The organism is Delftia sp. RIT313 (assembly GCF_000632165.1).
Lineage (GTDB): Bacteria > Pseudomonadota > Gammaproteobacteria > Burkholderiales > Burkholderiaceae_C > Comamonas > Comamonas acidovorans.
Genome location: NZ_JFYT01000071.1, coordinates 18,604 through 41,289, shown reverse-complemented (window position 1 = coordinate 41,289; position 22,686 = coordinate 18,604). Strand labels below are relative to the sequence as shown.

Below are 22,686 nucleotides of genomic sequence, written 5' to 3'. Positions count from 1 at the left end.
CAAGCGAACTGGGTGGCATGCCGCAAATGTCTCATACGGTAGCCGCCGCCGACGCCTGCAGGCACCGCACCCGCACCGCACCCGCACCCGCGCTGCGCAGACGCTACATCTGCCGGGCGGCCTGCTTGACCAGCACCGGCTCGGCGCGGTAGCTGCCCGGGAACAGCTGCTTGAGCTGCTCCACCTTGGGCAGGTCGTTGATGACGATGTAGGGATGGCGCGGGTTCTCGGTCATGAAGTCCTGGTGGTAGTTCTCGGCCGGGAAGAAGCTGGGCTTGTCCTCCAGCCGGGTCACGATGGGCTTGCCGAAGACCTTGGCCGCGTCCAGCTGGGCCACATAGGCCTGGGCGGTCTTGAGCTGCGCGGCGTCGGTGGCGAAGATGGCCGAGCGGTACTGCGTGCCCGTGTCCGGCCCCTGGCGGTTGAGCTGGGTCGGGTCATGGGCCACGGAAAAGTAGATCTGCAGCAGCTGGCCATAGCTGACCTGGGCCGGGTCATAGGTGACCTCGACCGACTCCGCATGCCCGGTGCGTCCGCTGCTCACCGCCGAATACGAGGCCTGGGCCGCCGTGCCGCCGCTGTAGCCCGAGACGGCGCGCTGCACGCCCTTGACATGCTGGAACACGCCTTGCACGCCCCAGAAGCAGCCGCCCGCAAAGATGGCTTTCTGCGGCCCCTGGCCCGTGGCGGGCGCATCCTGCGCGGGGGGGGGGATGCGCACGGCCTGCTCGGCCGCCCGCAGGGTGCTGCCCTGCCACAGCAGGGCGCCGCCCAGCAGCACGGCGCTGCCGGTCAGCAGTTGGAGAAGGCCGCGGCGGCGGGGTGCGGTGGCGAGGGTGGAATCGTTGGTCATGGTGTCTCTCCGGTGAAAGTGAAGTGGCCAGGGATCAGCCAAAGGTGAAGGCATAGGCGGAGATGCCGGGGTCCAGGAATTCGATGCTGAAGGTGCGCTCGGCTGCGCCGCCGTCCTGGCGCACCAGCTGGTACAGGCGCTGCTCGGTCACGCTGCCGCTGCCGTCGGCGGCCACGTCCATGCCGCGCGAGGCGCCGGGCGCCTTGCCGTCGATCAGCACCTTGAAGCGCACGGGCTTGCCATCGCTGCCCGGGCCCAGCACCAGGTGCAGGTCACGTGCCTGGAAGCGGTAGGTGATGCGACCGGTGGCGCCGTCCAGCGTGGCGCTTTCCGGGCCCACCGTCCATTGGCCGCTCAGGCCCCAGGCGTTCAGCGGCAGGCGCTCGGGCGTGGCATAGGCGGTGGCCTGGTTGTGCACGGCGGCAGGCGTGGCGGCAAATTGCTCGGCGCGCTCATAGCCCAGGTAGGTTTCGTGCGAGCGCACGGCTGCCATGTCGGCTGCCTGCTGCACGCCCTTGGCCTGCACGTCGATCAGGCCCTGGTCCACCTGCTTCGATCCGGCTTCATGCAGCAGTTGCTGGATCACGCGCTCGGACTCGGCATAGCCGCCCTCGCCAAAGTGGTGGTGCCGGATGCGGCCCTGGGCGTCGATGAAGTAGTGCGCCGGCCAGTACTGGTTGTTGAAGGCGCGCCAGATCTTGTAGCCGTTGTCCACGGCCACGGGGTAGCTGATGCCCAGGTCCTTGATGGCCTTTTCCACGTTGGACAGCTTGCGCTCGAAGGCGAACTCCGGTGCATGCACGCCCACCACCACCAGGCCCTGGTCGCGGTATTTCTCGGCCCAGGCCTTCACATAGGGCAGGGTGCGCAGGCAGTTGATGCAGGAATAGGTCCAGAAATCTACCAGCACCACCTTGCCGCGCAGTTGTTCGGCCGTCAGCGGGGTGGAGTTGAGCCAGTCGGTGGCGCCGTCCAGCGCAGGGGCCAGCCCTTCGTCGGGCAGGGCGGCGCGGGACGGGTCGCCGGCCATGCGCATGGCGCCGCCTGCGGCCATCATGGCCGGGCCAGCACCCTCACCCCTGTCCACGGCGGCCATCATGGCGGGACCGGCCTGCATGGCCATGGCGCCACCCTCGGGCCTGCCGCTCAGGCGGTCCACCAGCCTTTGCTCCAGGCCGCCGGTGGAGGCCGTGGACACTTGCGCCAGCACGCCCGTGTCCAGCCCCAGCGCAATCGCGCCCACACCGGCCAGCATGGCTGCGCCCAGCCCGCGCCGTACCCATTCGCCCGCGCCCAGCATGCGCTTGAGCGCCGCAAACACCTTGCCGCCCAGCAGCAGGGCCGCCGCCATGGAGGTGGCCGCACCGGCCGCATAGGCCAGCAGCAGCAGGCTGGAGGTGGTGTTGGCGCCCTGCAGTGCGGCGCCCGTGAGGATCAGGCCCAGGATGGGGCCCGCGCAGGGCGCCCACAGCAGGCCCGTGGCCACGCCCAGCAGCAGCGAGGCGCCGGGGCGGGCGCCGCCGTCCGTGCCCTGGGCACGCTCGGACAGGCGCGAGCCCGCCGCCACCAGCGGCCGCGTCAGCCGTTCGGACAGGCCGGGCCACAGCAGGGTCAGCGCAAACACGGCGACCAGGCCCAGGGCCAGCCAGCGGCCGTATTCATTGGCGGCCACCACCCAGCCGCCGCCCACGGCGGCCAGTGAGGCTACCAGGGCGAAGGTCAGCGCCATGCCCGCCAGCAGCGGCAGGCCGCTTTTGGCGAAGGGCTGGTCGGCGCGTGCAAAGACGAAGGGCAGCACCGGCAGGATGCAGGGGCTGACGATGGTCAGCACCCCGCCCAGATAGGCCAGGACGATCAGCAGCATGGCGTGGCTCCCGGGTTCAGGCAGGCTGGGGCGTGAACGTCAGCGACAGGCCGTTCATGCAGTAGCGCAGGCCCGTGGGCTTGGGGCCGTCGTCGAAGACATGGCCCAGGTGGCCGCCGCAGCGGCGGCAATGCACCTCGGTGCGCAGCATGCCGTAGGTGCGGTCCTGGCGCGTGGCCACGGCCTTGTCCAGCGGCTGCCAGAAGCTGGGCCAGCCCGTGCCGCTGTCGAACTTGGTCTTGGACGAGAACAGCGGCAGCGCGCAGCCCGCGCAGGCAAAGGTGCCGGCGCGGTGCTCCTTGTTCAGGGGGCTGGTGCCGGCGCGCTCCGTGCCTTCCTTGCGCAGGATCTGGTACTGCTCGGGCGTGAGCCGGGCACGCCACTCGGCGTCGCTGTAGCTCACCTCGAAGATTTCGCTGGAGGCGGCGGCCGGTGCGCGGCGCGGGAACAGGCTGGCCGCCAGCACGGCGGTGGTGCCGGCGCCTGCAGTCCACAGAAGATGGCGTCTGGTGGTCATGGTGTGCTCCTGAAGGTTCTTTGCGTCTGAAAACGATGCGATGCCAGTCAGGTTAGGGCGGCGGCCTCCCGAAGTCTTCACGCAGAGTTCAAAGATTCGTGATAACTCCCGACCCCGGTATTGCGCACAATGGCAGCCACTCCCGCCACTTCCAGGAAACCGCATCCGATGACCGCCACGCGCCGCGTACTTCTCGTCGAGGACGACGCCCATATCGCCGACCTGCTCACGCTGCACCTGCGCGACGAAGGCCTGGAAGTCATGCACTGCGCGCGTGGCGACGACGGCCTGCGCCAACTGGAGCGCGGCGGCTGGGACGCGCTGGTGCTGGACATCATGCTGCCCGGCGTGGACGGCCTGGAGATCTGCCGCCGCGCCCGCGCCATGGCGCGCTACACGCCCATCATCATCATCAGCGCGCGCTCCAGCGAGGTGCAGCGCATCCTGGGCCTGGAGATCGGCGCCGACGACTACCTGGCCAAGCCGTTTTCCGTGCTGGAGCTGGTGGCGCGCGTCAAGGCGCTGCTGCGCCGCGTGGAGGCGCTGGCCCAGAATGCCCGGCTGGAGTCCGGCAGCCTGACCATCGCCGGCCTGGCCATGGACCCCGTGGCGCGCGATGCCCGGCTGCATGGTGCCCGGCTGGACCTGACCCCGCGCGAGTTCGACCTGCTGTACTTCTTTGCGCGCCAGCCCGGCAAGGTGTTCTCGCGCATGGACCTGCTCAACGCCGTCTGGGGCTACCAGCACGAAGGCTACGAGCACACCGTCAACACCCACATCAACCGCCTGCGAGCCAAGATCGAGGCCGACCCGGCCCAGCCCGCGCGCATCCTCACCGTCTGGGGGCGCGGCTACAAGTTCGCCGAGGCGGGGGAGGGCGCCTGACATGAAGCTGCGCCTGACACTGACCCAGCGCCTGTCCCTGGTCTTTGCCGTGCTGCTGCTGGTGTGCAGCGGCACCTCGGCCTGGATGCAGTTGCGCGCCAGCCGCATGCACGAGCTGGAAGTGGTGCAGGGCCTGTCGCGCGACGTGGCCGAAAGCATCGCGCGCGACGCCCAGCTGACCGACGCCAACGGCCTCATGCCCGGCGCCGTGCGCAGCTTCTTCAACCAGCTCATGCTGGTCAACCCCAGCGTGGAGGTCTACCTGCTGGACGCCGATGGCCGTATTGCCGGCCATGCCGCCCCCGATGGCCGCGTGCGCCGCGAGCGCGTGGACCTGGCGCCCGTGCACCGGTTGCTGGAAGGCGGCACCCTGCCCATCCTGGGCGACGACCCGCGCAGCGTCGAAGGCCGCAAGGTCTTCAGCGCGGCGCCGCTGCGCGTCAACGGCAAGGACGTGGGCTTCATCTACGTGGTGCTGCAGGGCGAGGCGCATGACCAGCTGGTGGCGCAGGGCTCGGCCAACTCGGTGCTCAGCACGGCGCTGTGGTCCATCGGCATGGTGGCGCTGCTGTGCCTGGTGGCGGGCCTGGTGGCCTTTGCGCTGATCACGCGGCCGCTGCGCCGGCTCACCGAAGAGGTGGCCGGCTTCGACATCCATGGCGCGCCCCCGGACCTGCCGCCCCCCCAGCCCGGCGCCGCACAGGACAGCCGTGACGAGATCGCCGTGCTGGACTCGGCCTACCGCCGCATGGTGGCGCGCATCGGCGAGCAGTGGCGGGCGCTCACGCGCCAGGACCAGGAGCGGCGCGAACTCATCGCCAACGTCTCGCACGACCTGCGCACGCCGCTGTCGTCCCTGCACGGCTACCTGGAAACGCTGCTGCTCAAGGACGCCGTGCTCGACGCCACCGAGCGCCGCCGCTACCTGGGCATTGCCCTGGCCCAGAGCCAGAAGGTGGGCGAGCTGGCGCAAAGCCTGTTCGAGCTGGCGCGCCTGGAATACGGCTTTGTCCAGCCCGAGCCGGAGCCGTTTTCCATGCCCGACCTGGTGCAGGACGTGTTCCAGAAATTCGAGCTGCGTGCCGAGGCGCGCCAGGTGGCGCTGCGGGCCGACTTCCCGCCCCGGCTGCCCGTCGTCCAGGCCGACCTGGGCATGATCGAGCGCGTGCTGGGCAACCTGCTGGACAACGCGCTGCGCCACACGCCCGGCGGCGGCAGCATCCAGGTGGCGCTGGCGGCAGCGGGCAACGCGGTCGAAGTCACCGTGGCCGACACCGGCCCCGGCATCTCGGCCGATCTGCGCGAAGGCCTGTTCGAGCGCCCCTTCACCGTGGGCGGCGCCCGCCGCGGCGGCGGCCTGGGCCTGCGCATCGTCCACCGCATGCTGGAGCTGCACGGCTGCCGCATCGAACTGGTGGACCAGCCGGGGCAGGGGGCGAGCTTCCGGTTCGTGCTGCCGGCGGCCGCGCAGGCAACGGGCGCCGGCGCCCGGCCGCGCCAGGGCTGACGCGGATCGTGGGTTACCCTTGTGCACAGCGCGCCCTCGACGGCGCGGCATGCACAAGATCGTCAACACGCCTCCAAGGACCCACGCCATGTCAACGTCTGCCTCCCCGGTTCATCGCCTGCCCGCATGGGTGCCGCTGCGCTACACCACGTTCTGCCTGAGCCTGGTCGGCAGCGCGGGGCTGCTGGTGGCGGCGCTGGTGTGGGGAGGGCTGTGGTGGTGGCTGGGCTTTGGCGTGTGCGCCGCGCTGGCGCTGCTGGGAGTGCGCGACATGACCCAGGTGCGCCATTCGGTGCTGCGCAACTACCCCATCATCGGCCACCTGCGGTTCCTGCTGGAGTTCATCCGGCCCGAGATGCGGCAGTACTTCATCGAGTCCGACCATGAGGCGCTGCCGTTCTCGCGCGCCCAGCGCTCCCTGGTCTACCAGCGCGCCAAGGGCGACCCGGACAGCCGCCCGCTGGGCACGCAGCTCAATGTCACGGCCCAGGGCTATGAATGGGTGAACCATTCCATGCAGCCCACCAAGCTGGCCTCGCATGATTTCCGCATCACCATCGGCTGCGCCGATGAAGGCGCCTCGCCCTGCACCCAGCCCTACAGCGCCAGCATCTTCAATATCTCGGCCATGAGCTTCGGCGCGCTGTCGGCCAATGCCATCCTGGCGCTGAACAAGGGCGCGAAGATGGGCGGCTTTGCGCACGACACGGGCGAGGGCTCCATCAGCCAGCACCACCGCGTGCACGGCGGCGACCTGATCTGGGAGGTGGCCTCGGGCTACTTCGGCTGCCGCAACGACGATGGCAGCTTCAACGAAGATAAATTCATCGCCAACGCCACCGACCCGCAGGTCAAGCTCATCGAGATCAAGCTCAGCCAGGGCGCCAAGCCCGGCCACGGCGGCATGCTGCTGGGCGCCAAGGTCACCCCTGAGATCGCCGCCGCGCGCGGCGTGCCCGTGGGTGTGGACTGCATCAGCCCGTCCAGCCACAGCGCCTTCAAGACACCGGTGGAGATGATGCATTTCATCGCCCGCCTGCGCGAGAAGTCGGGCGGCAAGCCCACGGGCTTCAAGTTCTGCGTGGGCCATCCCTGGGAGTGGTTCGCCATCGTCAAGGCCATGCAGGAGACGGACATCACGCCGGACTTCATCGTGGTCGATGGCGCCGAGGGCGGCACGGGCGCGGCGCCGGTGGAGTTCACCGACCACGTGGGCGTGCCGCTGCAGGAAGGCCTGCTGCTGGTGCACAACACGCTGATCGGCGTGGGCCTGCGCCACCGCATCAAGATCGGCGCGGCCGGCAAGGTGATCACGGCCTTCGACATCGCGCGCATGATGGCGCTGGGCGCCGACTGGTGCAATGCCGGGCGCGGCTTCATGATGGCCCTGGGCTGCATCCAGGCGCAGAACTGCCACACCGGCCACTGCCCCACGGGCGTGGCCACGCAGGATGCGGCGCGCCAGAAGGCCCTGGTCGTGCCCGACAAGGCCACGCGCGTGGCCAACTTCCACGACAAGACCCTGCATGCGCTGCAGGAACTGGTGCAGGCTGCGGGCCTGGAGCACCCTTGCGACATCACGGCCCACCACATCGTGCGGCGCATCTCCGACACCGAGGTGCGGCAGCTGGCCAACCTGGTCCTGCGCGTGGAGCCCGGCGCGCTGCTGGGGCCGCTGGACAAGCAGCACAGCGTGTTCAAGCTCTACTGGCCGGGCGCCAGCGCCCACACCTTCCAGTTCGCGCCGCCCACGCTCAAGCCTTCTGCGCCGCAGGCCAAGGCGCAGGCGGCAGGCCAGGCTGCCTAGAGACGCCACGCACAGAAGACAGGCGCCACAGACCACAGCCGATTACAGGTTTTAACAACCCTCGGGGATAATGCGCCCCGAGAACTTGGTGCACAACTGTATTTTTCTGTGTAAATGAAAACTATTTTGGTTCGCATTGCAGCTGCCGTCTTCGGCGGCTATGCCTTCACCTGGGGCTTCATCGCCCTGGGCGTGGTGCTGATGTTTGCCGCCGGAATGGAGTTCCACGATGCCGAGCATCTGGGCTACATCCTCGGCTTCCTGGTGTTTCTGACGGTGTTCCTCTGGGCCTTTGCCGCCCAGAGCCTCCCGCGCGTCTGGGCCGTGCTGGCCGGTGGCGGCATTGTCATGACCGGCTGCGCATCACTGCTCCAGCAGATGCTGCTGCCCTGATCCGGAGATCGCTTCCCATGTTCCAGAATTTCCGCCTTTCCATGGCCTGGCTGCACACCTGGTTCGGGCTGGTGCTCGGCTTCGTGCTCATGGCCGCCTTCTTCTTTGGCGCGCTGTCGGTGTTCGACCGCGAGATCGACCGCTGGGCCATTCCGGCCTCGCGCTTCGAGCCCACGCCCATGCCCTCGTACGACCAGATCCTCAAGCCGGTCTTCGAGTCCATGCAGCCCAACGCCCAGGCGCGCGAGGCCATGCGCGGCGAGGTCAACGGCCCGCTGCCCGAGCGCTTCGACACGCCCCAGCGCTGGGGCGCCTACACCACCCACCGTGACCCGGTGCTGGGCCTGTTCGCCGGCTACGAGGTGGCCAACGCCAAGAAGCCCGAGACCCTGATCTGGGCCATGCGCACCATCGACCCGCGCAATGGCGAGTCCCTGCCGGATGACCACCTCAAGATCGGCAGCCAGTTCTTCTACCCGCTGCACTACAGCCTGACGCTCAACTGGATGGGCCTGGGCTACTGGATCGTGGGCTTTGCCGCGCTCATCATGCTGGTGGCCCTGGTCAGCGGCGTGGTCATGCACCGCAAGATCTTCCGCGAGCTGTTCACCTTCCGTCCGAAGAAGGCCACCCAGCGCAGCGTGCTGGACCTGCACAACATGACGGGCGTGGTGGCGCTGCCCTTCCACTTCTTCTTCGCCTTCACGGGGCTGGTGATCTTTGCGGGCATCTACTTCCCCATCACCCACACCCAGCTGGAGCCGCTGCACGAGCTGCACGAAAAAATGGAGGCCGAGGAAACCGGCCTGCCGCACGACCGCGCCGGCGTGGCCGCGCCCGTGGCCTCGGTGGACGCCATGGTGGCCGAGGCGCAGCGCCGCTGGGCCGCCAAGGGCATGGCCGGCGACGTGGGCTTCCTGTCCGTCACCCATGTGGGCGATGCCAATGGCTACGTCAGCGTCTACCGGGCCGGCACCGACCGCATCGCGCTCACGGGCGAGGGCATCCACTTCAAGGCCAGCACCGGCGCCCTGCTGCGCGAAGACCCGCCGCGCACGGCCGTGGACAGCCTCAACACCTTCCTCACCGGCCTGCACCTGCAGCACTTCCGCCACTGGCTGCTGCGCTGGCTGTACGTGCTCGGTGGCCTGGCCGGCTGCGCCTGCATTGCCACCGGCTTTGTCTTCTTCGTGGAAAAGCGCAAGAAGCAGCACGCCAAGCAGGGCGTGCAGGGCGCACGCGTGGTCGATGCCCTGGCCGTCACCACCGTCACCGGCATGCTGGTGGCCGCCCTGGGCATGCTGATTTCCAACCGCCTGCTGCCCGAGGCCATGCCCCAGGGCTGGCCGGGCCGGGGCGACATGGAGCGCTATTTCTTCTGGGCCGCCTGGCTGCTGGCCATGGCGCATGCCTTTGTGCGCAGCGCCCCCGTGGCCCGGGGCCTGCCCAACCCAGCATGGCGCGAGCAGTGCTGGGCCGTGGCCGCCATGGCCGTCACGGCCGTGCTGCTGAACTGGCTGACCACGGGCGACCATCTGTTCAAGACCCTGGGCGCGGGCTATTGGCCGGTGGCCGGCGTGGACCTGTTCATGCTGGCCAGTGCCGTGCTGGCCGTGGTGGTGGCGCGCAAGCTCAAGACGCGCGCCGTGCCCGCCATGCCCTCGCGCGCCGCGGAGGTGGCCCATGTCTGAAGGACTGATGGACGCACTGCTGCTGGCCGCCGCCTTTGCCGCCTCGCTGGCCGGCATGGGCTGGTTTGCGCTGGCCAAGGACGTGCACTGGGAGCAGGTGCACGGCGACATGCCCCAGCCCGATGGCAAGGTCAGGCTGCTGCGCTGGCTGGGCGTCTCAGGCCTGGCCGCCTCGCTGGGACTGTGCCTGGCGGTGGACCATGCCTCCATGGCCTCCCTGGTCTGGATCATGACGCTGGCCGCTGCCGCCCTGGCCATTGCCTTCACGCTGACCTGGCGGCCGAGCTGGCTGCGCTGGCTGCCGGCCTGACGTTTGCGCGGGGGCCTCTGCGCCCGCTGCAGGCTCAGGCCTGCCTTTTCCTCATCCTGCGGCTGGCCAGATAGGCCATGCCGCACAGCAGCGCCAGCATGCCGCCCTTGCCCAGGCCGGGAACGGCCTGGACATTTCCGGGGCCGGGACCGGGCCCTGGGTCCGTGCCCGGACCGGGGTCGGGATCGGTGCCCGGGCCCGGGTCGGGAGGATCGGCAGCGATCACCTCGATGGACACGGATGCCGGTGCGGCAGCGCTCTGGTGCCCGTCGGATACCGTGAAGGCGAAGGTATCGGACCCCGAGTAGCCGGCCGCCGGCGTATAGACCAGCGTGCCCGTCTGGGGATCGAAGCCGCTGATGCCGCCATGGGCGGGGCCGGTGGTGATCTCGAAGCGCAGCGGGTCCGACTCGAAGTCCGTGCCAGCGAGGGTGATGGACAGCGCCGTATCCTGCGGCGTCGTGACGGCTTGCGGCAGCGCCACGGGGGCGGCGTTGGCCGCCATCGCGTTGGAAAAGCGCGAGGTGTCGCCGGTGGAAATCCGGGTGGCGGTCGCCGTGACAGCGGCCTGGTCGCCCGGGGGCATGGCGCCCTTGAACGCCAAGGGCGCATGGCCGGAGGCATCGGTGGTCACGGTCTGCGAGCCCAGCAGAACCTTGCCGGCGGCGCGCTCCACCAGCCCGTCGGGCAGCCTGGGCGTCGAGAAATACTCGATGCGCATGCTCTCGTTGGCGACGCTGTCCAGCGTGCCGGACAGGCCGTCGGGCGTCACCGTGAGCAGCACCGGCTCGGCAGGATCTCCGTTGGCCAGGCTGGTTCGTGCGATGCCTCCCTCGGTATTGCCGTAGATGGCATTGCCGAGCATGGAGACGCCCTTGACTTCGTCCCCCCGCAATCCCACGCCGAACAGCCTGTTGTGCGCAATCACGTTGGCATGTGCCGCGTCGTCACCGCCGACCAGGGTGTCATGGGCCTTCTGGAAAAAGGAAACGCCTTCCCCATTGGGCAGGGCGGTTCCCTGGGGACTGACGCCCACGTAGTTGCCCTGCACGAGGTTGTTCTTGCCGGCGCCCTGGAACTGTATGCCGGACGCCTTGCTGCCACCGACGATGTTTCCGCGCACGGTCACCTCGTCCGAATCCTTGATGACGATGCCCCATTGATTGGGCAGCATGGTGCTGGCATCCAGACTGGTTCCCACGATATTCCCGGCAATCAGGGTATTCGAGTTGCGTGCGGCGTAGTTTCCATTCAATTCAATGGCCGTTTCCTTGTTTCCGGCAACCAGGTTGCCGTCTTCAGGGCCTGTGCCAATGCGATGTCCGCCTTCCGGCGAAAAGAATACGGCAATGCCTGGCCCATTGTTGGCAATCATGGCCGTGCCGGCTGCATTGGTTCCGACGCGGTTGCGGGTCACCAGCGTGTGCGAGCCGGAAATGGAAATCCCGGATGAACCACCGGTTTCCCTGACGTTGCCGGAGACGAGGTTGCTGTCGATCAGCGTGCCGGTAAATTCGGATGCCACGCTGATGCCGTTTCCCTGGTTTCCCAGGGCCACATTGCCGGTGATATCGGTGCCTATGTAATTTCCCTGAATGATGTTTCCTGTACCGACGCCCGGCCAGGAAAGCCATACTCCGGAATTTTCCGCCGCGGAAATGACATTTCGTCCGCCAATATCCAGATTACCGATGCGGTTGCGGTTGCCGGAGTTGACAATAATGTTGCTGCGATTGCCCATGGCGACCGTTCCCGATGCGTCAACGCCTATATGGCAGCCCAGCACGGTGTTGCCGTCGCCTGTCACCGCCAGGGCCGTGTTGAAGCCGCCTATCGCCAGACCGCGCACCGTGATGGCGCCTGCCAGCTCAAGCCCTATACCGAACTCGGAGCTGCCTGCCTGCAGCGTGATCAGGGGGCGGCGTGGCAAGTGGTCCTCATAGCCGGGTTGCGTGCTGGCGTCCACCGTCAGCGATGTGGCCGGTGCAATGGGCTGCATGAGGCTGCCATTCCAGTTGCTTTGGGTGACGATGGTCTGCTCTCCCCCCGCACCGATGCTGAACTCGATGCGGTTGTCGCCCCCTTTGTTGCGGTTGGCGTTGGCGTAGGTGATGGCGTCGCGCAGGGAGCAGGGTCCCAGGCCGGTGCTGGCGCACGGGCCGCTTGCGTCGGCGGCGCTGTCCACCACGACGGTCCATGCCTGGGCCGTGGCGACACAGCCTTGCAAGAGCAACGCCAGGGCGAGCAGGCGCAGCGGCCTGCTTGCCGGCCTGGTCGTGAATCTTTGCCTGTATATCCTCATTGCCATTTTTACTTCCCCTGAAATGGGCTGCCGAAACGCATTCTGAATATTGCGCAATACAGGACGTGAAATAGCGCTGGAATTCTGCATGCGCGACGTCTGTGTGCAATATCACAGGGGTGGTCAGAAACGGAGCAGCCTTTGTCGATGAATCAATCCGGCAATAATCTCCAAGGCATTGGGATATTGGTTTAAGAATTTTCTTAAAGTGACAGGAATAATGGCATCTTCAAAGAAATTTGACGATTTTCCGATGGCGGATCGATGTTTGAAATCCCTCTTTGGCGAGGCGGCGTGCAAGAGGTTTCAGTATTAAGAAAATTCTTAGTCCAAATTCGCCCTTTGATTTCTAAGATTCGGCAATGCGCCAGTTTCAAGCTCTCTTGTTTTCTTCCAGATCGATACAACACAGGCTGTGCCTGCCCCTGGCACGGCGTGACTTGATGGCATTTGCACTGGCGATCATGGCCATGCTGGCCTGCGCCGGTCACGGCGGCAGGGACGACGCCGCCCCGGCGACGCCATCGCGCAGCCTGGGTCATGTGCCCGTGCGAGACATTCAGTTGTTTTTCATGGACCGATGTTTCCTGCTGCTGGACGCTGCGGTGGGGGCCACGCACGCAGCCATCCACACGCAAGCCGGTTATGCCTGGCCGTGGCGCGCCAGCGCACCGCAGGGCCAGCCCGGGCCGCTCCATTCACTGATGCAGGCAGGCCAGGCGCTTCCCGAATCCCTGTTGCTGCGCAAATCCGCGAACAACGCCGGATGGCTTGCAGGCCGCTGGGAGCCCGCGCGGCAGTTGGTTAGGGCCCATGTCTGGCTGTTGCTGGGGTCCGTGTCGCTGGGACTTGCCTTCATGGCTGTAATTGCATGGTGCGTGCGCCGGCTGCGCCGCAGGGTGCCGGCTTCGGCCTGGAGCCGGGCAGGCGCCTGCGCCGCCAGTGATGCGCTCTGCCGCAAGCTGCTGGACACGGCCCCGGTGGGTCTGGCGCTGGTGCGGTGCAGCGATCGCAGCCTGCTGCTGTCCAACGGACTGGCGCGGCAGTGGGTGTGCAGTGATTCTTCGTGGTTCGAGCATGCCGTTGCCGCGGGCGCGCAGCAGGGCCGGCGCGAGCTGGTGCTGGGAGACGGCCGGTTGGTGGAGGTCCGCACCACGCACACCAGCCACGCAGGCGAGCCGGTGGTTTTTTGCCTGGTCAGCGATGTGACGGCGCTCAGGCAGGCGCAGGCAGCGCTGGTCGATGCCAAGCTGCGCGCCGAATCGGCAAGCCAGGCCAAGACGCAGTTTCTGGCCACCATGAGCCACGAAATACGGACGCCGCTCTTTGGCATCCTGGGAACGCTGGAGCTGCTGGCGCTGTCCAGGGCTCCTTCCGAACAGACCCGCTACCTGGGGGCCATGCAGCAGGCGTCGGCCTCCTTGCTGCGCATCGTCAACGACAGCCTGGACCTGTCGGCCATCGAGGCGGGCCGGCTGCAACTGGAGGCCCATGCGTTCTCGGCCACCGAACTGCTCGACAGCGTGGCCGCGGGCCTGCTGTCGCGTGCCGAGCAAAAAGGGCTGCAGCTGTATGCCGTCTCCGATGTGAAAACGCCGCCGCTGCTGGTGGGCGATGCCTTGCGGCTGCGGCAGATCCTGGACAACCTGGTGGGCAATGCCATCAAGTTCACGTTCTCCGGCCATGTGGCCATCCGCCTGCAGGTCATGGGCGACAGCGAGGAAGGCACCGACCTGCGGTTCCAGGTGCAGGACACCGGCATCGGCATCGAGCCGGAGCAGCAGCCCTTCCTGTTCGACCCGTACTTCCGTGCCCATGCGGCCACGCAGCAGCAGGTCCAGGGCGCGGGCCTGGGTCTGTCCATCTGCCTGCGCCTCAGCCAGGAGATGGGCGGGCGGCTGACGGCCGCCAGCCAGCCGGGACTGGGGACCTGCGTGTCATTCGAGCTGCGCCTGCCGCGCGAGAGCGCGGCAGGCTATGAGGCAGTGCCCAGCCTGTTGCCGCACACCGTCTACGTGGATGGCGCCATTCCGGAAGTCGTGCACAACCTGTGCGCCTGGCTGCGGCATTGGGGCGCCATGGCCCAGCCCTACCGGGAGCAGGTGCAGGGCCCCAATGAACAGGCGGTGCTGGTGCAAGCCTGGCCACGGTCGGTGCGCCGTCCGCAATGGACGGGCAAATGCGTTCTGGCGCTGGCGCCGGGCGAGGTCCCCCGCGAAACCCTGCAGGCCCGTGTGTGGGAAACCAGCATGCCTGGCGTGCTGGCCGTGGGCCAGGCGCTGGGCATGGCCCAGCAGGGCATTGCGCCGGGCGCGCGCCCTGACCTGTACGCCGCCGTTCCCCAGGTCCACGAGCCGATGGGGCTGAGTGTGCTCATCGTCGAGGACAACCCCATCAACAGAATCATCCTGCGAGAGCAACTGCAGGTGCTGGGCTGCGAGGTCCAGCAGGCCAGCAATGGACAGGACGCGCTGTCCATGCCCGGCCTGCTCGAATTCGACGCCGTTCTCACCGACCTGCACATGCCGCTGCTGGACGGCCTGGCCCTGGCGCGTGCGCTCAGAAAGCGTGGCTACGGCCGCCCGATCGTCGGGCTGACGGCCAATGCCCAGCCGCAGACGCAGACGCAGGCGCAGACGCAGGCGCAAGGGCAGGGCGACGGACTGCCGGCCGGCTTCGACAGCCTGCTGTGCAAGCCATTCACTTTGGCGGTGCTGCGCACCACCCTGAACCACATCAAGCAATGCAGGACCTGATCCCATGCTGTCGACATTCAAAGTACTCATTCTTGACGACCACGCCCTGTGCTGCGAGCACACGCGCAGCCTGCTCATGGAGGCGGGAATCGTGGACACGCACATTGCCTGCAACGCACGCGATGCCCTGCAAATGCTGCGCGATGGCGGATTCCACCTCGTCATCACCGACCTGAAAATGCCCGACATGGACGGCCTGCAGTTCATCAATGAACTGAGCCAGCGCGGCCTGCATCCCATGCTCGTCATATCCAGCTCCTGCTCGCGCCGGTTGATGAACAGTGTCAGTCTCATGGCCAAGGAGTCCGGCTTTTCCGTCGTCGGGATGTTTCAAAAGCCGTTCGGAGCGGACCATGTCCAGGTCCTGGCCAGCCAACTCAGGTCCTTGCGTGCCTACGAGAGGAAAAGCGCTCCAGGCATCAAGGAACGGCCGATTTTCGCCAAGGCACACCTGATCCAGGCGCTGGAGGAGAAAACCATACAGGCCTGGTTCCAGCCCAAGAAATCCCTGCTCACGGGCCACACCGTCGGTGTGGAAGCGCTGGCACGCTGGAACGATCGGCAGTTCGGCTTCATGATGCCGGGCTCGTTCATGTCCGCCATCCGGTTCCATGGCCTGGACCATGCCTTGCTGGTGCGGATGATGGAAGACGCCATGTCGGCGCACCTGGCCTGGCGCAGTGCCGGACATGTCGTGCCCGTGTCCGTCAACCTGCCGATACCGTTGCTGGACGATATCGGGCTGCCGGATGAGTTGCACGGCATGGCGGCCCGGTGCGGCATCGCTGCGGAGAACATCACGTTCGAGCTGCTGGAGGACCAGGCCGTCGGCATACCCGCCAACTACTACATGTGCGCGAGCCGCCTGCGGCTCAAAGGCTTCGGCCTGGCCCAGGATGACTACGGGCGGGGTTACAGCTCGATGTACAGCCTCATCTCCACGCCCTTCACCGAATTGAAGATCGACCGGGCCTTCGTGGCCGGCGCCGCGGGTGACGAGGTGCGCACTGCCGCCCTGACATCGTCGGTGCAGCTGGGGCGGCAACTGGGCCTGACGGTGACGGCGGAAGGGGTGGAGACCACCCAGGACCTGGAGTTGCTGCGCAGCATCGGCTGCGATTGCGTGCAGGGATATCTGCTGTCCGCCGCGGTGCCCGCCAGCGAATTTGCCCTTATGCTGGCATCCGAACCCCGACACCAAGGCAACCCCACCTGACCCAAGCACGCAAGGCGTCCATGCCCGACTCCCCGTTCAGCAAGATCACACGCACCACACGCTGGCAGAACCGGGTACTGTTTGGAGTGCTTCCCCTTGCGATCTTCCTCATCGCCGTGCTGCTGTGGGGCTCGGAGAGGATCTTCGAGCAGGAGCAGGGCCGCCTGGCCTTGAACTTCTCCGCCATCGTCGGCTCGCTAGACGAGCAGGAGATCTTTCTTCGGCGGCTCAAGGGCCGCAACGAGTCCTGGAAAGCGCTGCCGGACCAGAGAGTAGCCACCATCGTCGACGTGCCCGCTCCTGCGCAGGCGGACTACCGCATGTTCCGTGGCCGCGAGGCCATAGGCGGCATTCCCTTTTCACTGCAATGCTCTGCGCGCGCGGCCTGCGACACGCTCCCGGACCGGATTTTCTCGCTGGGCAGCTCCCTGGCTGCGGGCTATTCCTCCTTCTGGGCAGGCTCCTACTTCCCTGCAGCCGCTGCCTTCTTCACCAAGGAGGACGGGGCGATCAGCATCGGCGTGCCGGCCATTGACGTGCCCATAGGCAACGAGAGCGTCACGCAGGAAATGTTCGACAGCACGATTGCCGCCGTCAAGGCGCATCTGCGGGCCAGGGCCGCCGATGCCCGGCCTGGCGCCGGCTCCACGGCGCCGGCGCAGGAGATCGTCTGGTTCCGGTCGCCCCAGTTCCCGGAAAAGATGATCGGCATGGTCGCAGCCGGCTTTTCAAGCCATATCGATGCCGGCGACGAAGCCGCCACAAGCCCGATCTACGCCGCCATCCTTTTCAGCCGCCAGCGCATCAGCGCCATAGAAAGATCCATCCATACGCTGCCCAGGCATCTTTTCTGGCTGGAGCACCGGGATTTCGGCGTGCTCATGGGTACCGGCCCGGTGCCGCAGGTGGACGAGGCGGGGATGCGGTACACGCGCAATGGCCTGATCCTCAAGACCGAGGATGCCTCCGGCCGGTGGACCGGCTACTACCAGGTGGACTACGCCACCTTTTTCCAGGGCCGGCTGTTCGCGCCCTCTGCCGGCCTGGTGCTGGCCCTGCTGCTGAGCCTGCTGGCCGGTATCGCCTATACCCGCTGGTTCAACCGCAAGGTGATTGCGCCTGCCCAGGAAGCGCAGCGGGTCATCGTCGAGAGCAATCAATTCAACAGGACGCTGATCGAAACCGCCCCCGTGGCTGTCTGCCTTGTGGCCTACGGCAGTGGAAAGATCATCTTCAGCAACTCGCTGGTGCAGGAGTGGCTGCACTCGGCCGATGGCTACCTGCGCCCCGGCTCACCGGAAAACAGGGCAGCGCTGGACGAAATTGTCCACGCCAGGGCCGCAGGAACCATGGAGCAGCTGGTCACCGCGCAGGGCCGAACGCTTTACGTGGCCTACGCGCCCACCCGCTACCTGGGCCAGGATGTGACGCTGTGCGTGTTTGCCGACGTCAGTGCGCGCGCAGAAATCGAGAGCAATCTGGAGCGGGCAAGAATCGCGGCGGACGAGGCCAACGAGGCCAAGTCCACCTTTCTGGCGACCATGAGCCACGAGATCCGCACGCCGCTGTATGGCGCGCTGGGCACGCTGGAACTGCTGGGCCTGACCGAGCTCACGCAGCTGCAGCGCAAGTATGTGGACCGTATCGAAGCCTCCTCGTCCATCTTGCTGCAGATCATCAGCGACATCCTGGACACCAGCAAGATCGAGGCGGGCCAGTTGCAACTGGAAAAGGCCCCGTTCAATCCCCGGGAGCTGGTGCAAAACTGCACCAGCTCCTATGCCGCCATGGCGCAGCAAAACGGCCTGCTGCTGTTTTCCTGCGTGGACGCGCAGGTGCCCGAGTCGGTGCTGGGCGATGCGGTGCGCATCCGCCAGATCCTGGGCAATCTCATCAGCAATGCCATCAAGTTCACGGAGGCCGGCCATGTGATCGTCCGCCTGCGCAGCGTGCCGGGCACGGCCTCCCAGGTCCGGCTGGTGTTCGAGGTCTGCGACACGGGCGTGGGCATAGAAAAATCCCTGCATGGCGAGCTTTTCACGCCCTTTTATCTGGTCAAGAACAGCAGCCGCACCGCCCGTGGAGCGGGCCTGGGTCTGTCCATCTGCTGGAGCCTGGCCCGGATGATGTCCAGCTCCATCGAGGTCTGGAGCGAGCCCGGCCTGGGCAGCCGGTTCTGGTTCGAGCTGGGGCTGGAGACCGTCGCGCAGGAGGAGGAGGAGGCGCCCGAGCTCAAGGGTGCCCGTATCGCGGTGCGCACTCCCCACCCGGAACTGACGGACAACATCTGTGCCTGGCTGCAGCGCTGGGCCGGCCAGGCCCGCGCGGCGGGCGCCGCTCCGGTGGCCGCAGACAAGGATGAACTGCTGCTGGACGTCCTGTTGCCGGCGGACAGCCCCGCGCCCGGATGGACCGGGCCGCACCTGAACCTTTCCTCGCCGGACAACCGGGGCATCGATGGGCACAACGTCCTGAGCATCGGCTTGGGCATTGCGCAAGTGCTCGGCGGCGCACAGCGCTCGGCCGGCTCCGGCTCCGATCTGCCCCTGTTCGACCTGCGCGTGCTGGTCGCCGAGGACAATCCCGTCAACCAGGTGACGCTGCGCGGCCAGCTCGAGAGCCTGGGCTGCGAAGTCACGGTCGCCGACGATGGGGAGGAGGCGCTGGCGCTGTGGGACATCAGCCCGCACGATCTGGTGCTGACGGACGTGAACATGCCCTACCTCAACGGCTACGAACTGGCGGAGCGGCTGCGTGCGGAGGGCGTTGCCTGCCCCATCGTCGGCGTGACCGCCAATGCCATGCTGGACGAGGAAAACCGCTGCCTGAATGCCGGCATGAATGCCTGGCTGGTCAAGCCCATCCCGTTGCGCACGCTGGTCCGCACCCTGGAGAAGTTCGCGCCGAAAAAGCGGCTCCGTCCGGCGCCTGCCCAGGCCGGTACCCCGGCGGGGGATAACCCGCAGCCTGCGGCCCTGTCGGAGCCCAACGTGCTGCAGACGCACCGGCAGGTCTTCGTGCAGTGCATGAACGACGACATCGCAATGCTGGCCCGTGGCCTGGATGAGCGCCGGCCCGACCTGGCCGCGCAGGCGCTGCATCGCATGCGCGGCGCCTTGCTGCTGGCCAGGATGCAGGAGCTTGCCGCGCGCACCCAGTCGCTGGAGGACCAGCTCCCGAACGGCACCCGGGAGCCCGGCCTGCAGGCCGCGCTGTCAGTCCTGCTGGACGACCTCTTGGCCGACCTTCGCGCCATGATGGCGCAATTGCCCCAGCCCTAACCCTTTGCTTGCGATCCCATGAAACTGAAACTGCGCATTGCTGTCGTGGACGACCACGCCGTGGTCCTGCTTGGCGTCAAGGACTTCCTGGAGCAGGACCCCAATCTCCAGGTCGTGGCCACGTTCAGCACGCCATCGGCCCTGATGCAATACGCCAGATCGAACCCCCTGGACGTGGTTCTGACCGACTACTCCATGCCGGGCGACGATGTCTATGGCGACGGCCTGCGCTACGTGGACTATCTGATACGCCACTTCCCGGACATCAAGGTGCTGGTGCTGACGACCGTCTCCAATCCCATGATCATCTCGGCCCTGTATGACGCCGGCGTCGCCGGTGTGCTGCTCAAGGAAGATCCGCTCACCCAGATCATGGCGGCGCTGCAGTGTGTCCGCCTCAATGCCCGCTACTATTCGCCCTCATTCCAGGCCGACACGCCCAGGCAGGAGCGGTCCGTTTTCCTGGCCGAGCGCGCCAACAGCCTCTCGCCGCGCGAGTTCGAAGTCCTCAGGCATTTCGCCAATGGGGAGTCCATCACCGAAATCGCCGCACGCCTGCGGCGCAGCGTCAAGACCGTCAGCCTCCAGAAGAACTCCGCCATGCGCAAGCTGAACGTGGACAGCAACCAGGACCTGGCGGCCTTCTGCGCCGAGCACCATCTCTTCGACTGACCGGCCTGCGGGCTGCACAAGCCGGTCACCCTTTTAGCGCCTGGCCTTGCGCCGGGCCGCCGTCCTCGATGTCCCCCTCACCCAGGGGATAGTACGGTTCGGACGGCATCAGGCGAAACCCCAGAAGTGCCCCGCGCCGGCTTGTCTTCATCGCCAGGGGTGCCTGGCAATGCACGCAGTCATAGTTCACGAAATTGGCGTCCTGCTCCAGTGAGTAAAAGCGGAACCTCAGTCCGGGGTGGGGCGTTGACAGGCTCGTATTGCTCAGCAATTCGTAGCACGGGTCGCACAGTTTCTGGGACGTTCTCTTTGGCTGCATTTCTGGAAAAAACGGATCGATATACCGCTCTCCAGTCTTGCCCGGCCTTGCGCAGCCAAGGTTAAGACGATTCTTATTGCCGCACGGCGCGCATCAAAGCGGCTGCTGCTGCGTCGTGCAGTGGATGCCGCCACCCCCGGCGGCAATCGCATCGATGTCCAGCTGCACCACCTCGCGGCGGGGAAACAGCTCGCGCAGCAGGGAGCGGGCGTTGGCGTCCGCGCGGGCATCGCCAAACTGCGGGGCGATCACGGCGCCGTTGCACACATAGAAATTGATGTAGCCGGCCGCGAACTCCCTGGACTCCAGCTTGCTGCGCACCGATGACGGACCCTTGAGCACCTGCACGTCGAGCTTGCGGCCGCGCGCGTCTGTGGCCTGGCGCAGTATGTCCAGGTGGCGCCGCGTGACGGCGTAGTCGTAGGAGTCCGGGTCGTCGTCCAGGCCCGCCACCACCACGCCGGGCGAGGCAAAGCGCGCATAGAAGTCGGTATGACCGTCCGTGATGTCGCGGCCCGCAATGCCGGGCAGCCAGATGATCTTGCGCAGGCCCAGCAGGCGCTTGAGTTCGGCCTCGCAGGCGCTTTTCGACAGGCCCGGATTGCGGTTGGGGTTGAGCACGCAGCTTTCGGTGATGAGGGCCGTGCCCTGGCCGTCCACCTCGATGCCGCCGCCCTCCAGCACCAGCTCGGTCTCCAGGTAGCGCACGTTGGCGGCTTCGGTGACAAAGCCTGCCACCTCGGCATCGTTGTCATGCGCCTGCTTGTCGCCCCAGCCGTTGAAGTTGAAATCCACGCCCGCCAGTTCGCCCTTGCTGCTGCCAGTGCCGCTGCCCAGCTTGCGCACGAAGACCGGCCCGGTGTCGCGCATCCAGAGGTCATCCACGGGCTGCACATGCAGCTTGACGCGGTTGCCGCACAGGCGCGCTGCCAGGTCGTAGTCGCGCTCGCGCACCAGCATGTTCACGGGCTCGAAGGCCGCAATGGCGCGCGCAATGCCGGCCAGGTGCTCGCGCGCGGGCTCCAGCAGGCGGCGGCCCCAGACCCTCTCGCTGGGGCCGAAGGACATCCAAGTGGACTGGTGCGGGTCGCCCTCGTCGGGCATGTGCCAGGTCGCCAGGCTGTCCGGGTCCTGGCGGCTGCCTTCGGCACGGGCTGCCGTGGAGCGGGCGGCGGCGGTGCCGGCCAGGGCCGCCACGGGCGACAGGCCCAGGCAGTTCAGCAGGCAGCGGCGGGAAAGGGCGTAAGGCATGGTGTCTTCAGCAGGTGCTTGGGGGAATGCTGCGATTGTCCGAGCCCGTATTCATTCTGAAAATTGATATCTTTTGCCGTAATCAATCAACCCAGCTCATGCTTTGGCAAGCGGCACCGCCTGCTCCACAAGGTAGTCAAACACCTCGCGCACCAGCGCCATGCGCGGCTCGCCCTCGATGCGCGACATCCACAGGCGGCCCAGCGCAAAGGGTGGAATGCCTTCCACCAACTGCAACCGGCCCGTGCCCAGTGCCTCGTCCGCCAGCAGGCGCGACACCACGGCGCAGCCACGCCCGCGCAGCGCCGCGTCCAGCAGCAGGCGTGCGTCGTCGTAGATGGCGGTCTTGCGCAGCCGGCCCAGGTGCTGGCGGATGAAGGGGCCGGTGCGGTCGCTGGTCAGGTCTTCCTCCAGGCACAGCAGGCCGGCGCCTGTGTGCGGCCCGGGTGCGCGCACGGCCACCAGCTCGTCGGCCAGCAGCGGCACCTGCAGCACATCGGTCTGCCGCAGCGGCTCGCGGGTAATGGCGATGTCCACATCCAGCTCGTCGATGTAGCGCGCTGTCTCGTCGGTGGAGACGATGGGGCACAGCTGGGGGTGGCGCTGCAGCAGGCCGTCCAGGCGCGGCTGCAGCCAGCCGCTGGCCACGGGGGCGGGGCAGACGATGGTGACCAGGCTGTCGTCCATGTAGGTCTCTATGCGACTGAGCCCGTGGCGGATCTGGTCCAGCGACTTGCCCACGCTGTCCAGCAGCAACCGGCCCGCCACCGTCAGTTCCACGCCGCGCCCCTTGCGGCGGAACAGCGGCTGGCCCAACTGCTGCTCCAGCTGCGCAATCTGGTGGCTCACGGCGGATTGGGAAATGCACAGCTCCTCTGCCGCGCGCGAGTAATTGCCCAGGCGGGCTGCGGCCTCGAAGCCGATCAGGAACCGGAAGGAGGGGAGGCGGGCATTGGACATGGGGCACGGCAGACAAAGCGGTGGAACCGGAATTGTCGACGCACCCAGCCGAAGCCGGGCGCGATGGGCCGGACGCTGTCGTTGCAACACTTGGTTACTTCC

16 protein-coding genes are annotated in these 22,686 nt (G+C 67.1%); 10 read left to right on the top strand and 6 right to left on the bottom strand.

What is annotated here, in order from left to right:
• Nucleotides 1-103: 103 nt before the first annotated feature.
• The 3 genes from msrA to msrB are packed head-to-tail and all read right to left on the bottom strand — an operon-like array spanning nucleotide 104 to nucleotide 3,234.
• Entirely contained in the window at nucleotides 104-853 is a 750-nt protein-coding gene (msrA, locus tag BW39_RS22110; protein WP_043824296.1) for a peptide-methionine (S)-S-oxide reductase MsrA, read from the bottom strand.
• A 34-nt stretch (nucleotides 854-887) separates the two neighbouring features.
• On the bottom strand, nucleotides 888-2,717 hold the full coding sequence (locus tag BW39_RS22105; protein ID WP_043824294.1) for a cytochrome c biogenesis protein DipZ: 1,830 nt from the start codon (nucleotides 2,715-2,717) through the stop codon (nucleotides 888-890).
• A gap of 16 nt (nucleotides 2,718-2,733) precedes the next feature.
• Nucleotides 2,734-3,234: a peptide-methionine (R)-S-oxide reductase MsrB gene (gene msrB / locus BW39_RS22100; protein WP_013802950.1), complete on the bottom strand. Its 501-nt coding sequence runs from the start codon at nucleotides 3,232-3,234 to the stop codon at nucleotides 2,734-2,736.
• Nucleotides 3,235-3,402: 168 nt separating this feature from the next.
• On the opposite strand from msrB, the gene BW39_RS22095 reads away from it, so the two are divergent.
• The 6 genes from BW39_RS22095 to BW39_RS22070 all read left to right on the top strand — a co-directional run bounded on the left by BW39_RS22095 (nucleotide 3,403) and on the right by BW39_RS22070 (nucleotide 9,827).
• Complete coding sequence (locus tag BW39_RS22095) at nucleotides 3,403-4,119, top strand: response regulator transcription factor (RefSeq protein WP_012204915.1); 717 nt, start codon at nucleotides 3,403-3,405, stop codon at nucleotides 4,117-4,119.
• A gap of 1 nt (nucleotide 4,120) precedes the next feature.
• Complete coding sequence (locus BW39_RS22090; RefSeq protein WP_043824292.1) at nucleotides 4,121-5,626, top strand: sensor histidine kinase; 1,506 nt, start codon at nucleotides 4,121-4,123, stop codon at nucleotides 5,624-5,626.
• 88 nt (nucleotides 5,627-5,714) lie between these two features.
• Nucleotides 5,715-7,433 (top strand): FMN-binding glutamate synthase family protein, encoded by a 1,719-nt coding sequence (locus tag BW39_RS22085; RefSeq protein ID WP_043824304.1) that lies wholly within the window; start codon nucleotides 5,715-5,717, stop codon nucleotides 7,431-7,433.
• 114 nt (nucleotides 7,434-7,547) lie between these two features.
• Nucleotides 7,548-7,826 (top strand): hypothetical protein, encoded by a 279-nt coding sequence (locus tag BW39_RS22080; RefSeq protein WP_013802944.1) that lies wholly within the window; start codon nucleotides 7,548-7,550, stop codon nucleotides 7,824-7,826.
• A 17-nt stretch (nucleotides 7,827-7,843) separates the two neighbouring features.
• Nucleotides 7,844-9,517, top strand: coding sequence for a PepSY-associated TM helix domain-containing protein (locus tag BW39_RS22075; RefSeq protein ID WP_013802943.1), 1,674 nt, complete (start codon nucleotides 7,844-7,846; stop codon nucleotides 9,515-9,517).
• Nucleotides 9,510-9,827 carry a DUF3325 domain-containing protein gene (locus BW39_RS22070; RefSeq protein ID WP_043824291.1) on the top strand — a complete coding sequence of 106 codons (318 nt, stop codon included), beginning with the start codon at nucleotides 9,510-9,512 and terminating at the stop codon, nucleotides 9,825-9,827. Before BW39_RS22075 ends, BW39_RS22070 begins: the two co-directional genes overlap by 8 nt.
• A gap of 34 nt (nucleotides 9,828-9,861) precedes the next feature.
• On the opposite strand, the gene BW39_RS22065 is transcribed toward BW39_RS22070, so the two are convergent.
• Nucleotides 9,862-12,219 carry an Ig-like domain-containing protein gene (locus BW39_RS22065; protein WP_235264266.1) on the bottom strand — a complete coding sequence of 786 codons (2,358 nt, stop codon included), beginning with the start codon at nucleotides 12,217-12,219 and terminating at the stop codon, nucleotides 9,862-9,864.
• A gap of 353 nt (nucleotides 12,220-12,572) precedes the next feature.
• On the opposite strand from BW39_RS22065, the gene BW39_RS22060 reads away from it, so the two are divergent.
• From BW39_RS22060 to BW39_RS22045, 4 genes are read left to right on the top strand one after another with little or no spacing between them, the layout of a single operon-like run.
• Nucleotides 12,573-14,885, top strand: a complete 2,313-nt coding sequence (locus tag BW39_RS22060; protein ID WP_152547300.1) for an ATP-binding protein — start codon at nucleotides 12,573-12,575, stop codon at nucleotides 14,883-14,885.
• Nucleotides 14,886-14,889: 4 nt separating this feature from the next.
• A complete protein-coding gene (locus BW39_RS22055) occupies nucleotides 14,890-16,101 on the top strand; it encodes an EAL domain-containing response regulator (RefSeq protein WP_043824289.1) in 1,212 nt (403 codons plus the stop codon).
• A 20-nt stretch (nucleotides 16,102-16,121) separates the two neighbouring features.
• Complete coding sequence (locus BW39_RS22050; protein ID WP_043824288.1) at nucleotides 16,122-19,382, top strand: hybrid sensor histidine kinase/response regulator; 3,261 nt, start codon at nucleotides 16,122-16,124, stop codon at nucleotides 19,380-19,382.
• A gap of 18 nt (nucleotides 19,383-19,400) precedes the next feature.
• A complete protein-coding gene (locus BW39_RS22045; protein WP_043824287.1) occupies nucleotides 19,401-20,054 on the top strand; it encodes a response regulator transcription factor in 654 nt (217 codons plus the stop codon).
• Nucleotides 20,055-20,466: 412 nt separating this feature from the next.
• Here BW39_RS22045 and BW39_RS22035 read toward each other — a convergent pair whose 3' ends face one another.
• Both BW39_RS22035 and BW39_RS22030 read right to left on the bottom strand, forming a co-directional pair.
• Nucleotides 20,467-21,624, bottom strand: coding sequence for an agmatine deiminase family protein (locus BW39_RS22035; RefSeq protein ID WP_043824286.1), 1,158 nt, complete (start codon nucleotides 21,622-21,624; stop codon nucleotides 20,467-20,469).
• Between the two features lie 96 nt (nucleotides 21,625-21,720).
• Entirely contained in the window at nucleotides 21,721-22,584 is an 864-nt protein-coding gene (locus BW39_RS22030) for a LysR family transcriptional regulator (RefSeq protein ID WP_043824285.1), read from the bottom strand.
• Nucleotides 22,585-22,686: the final 102 nt, after the last annotated feature.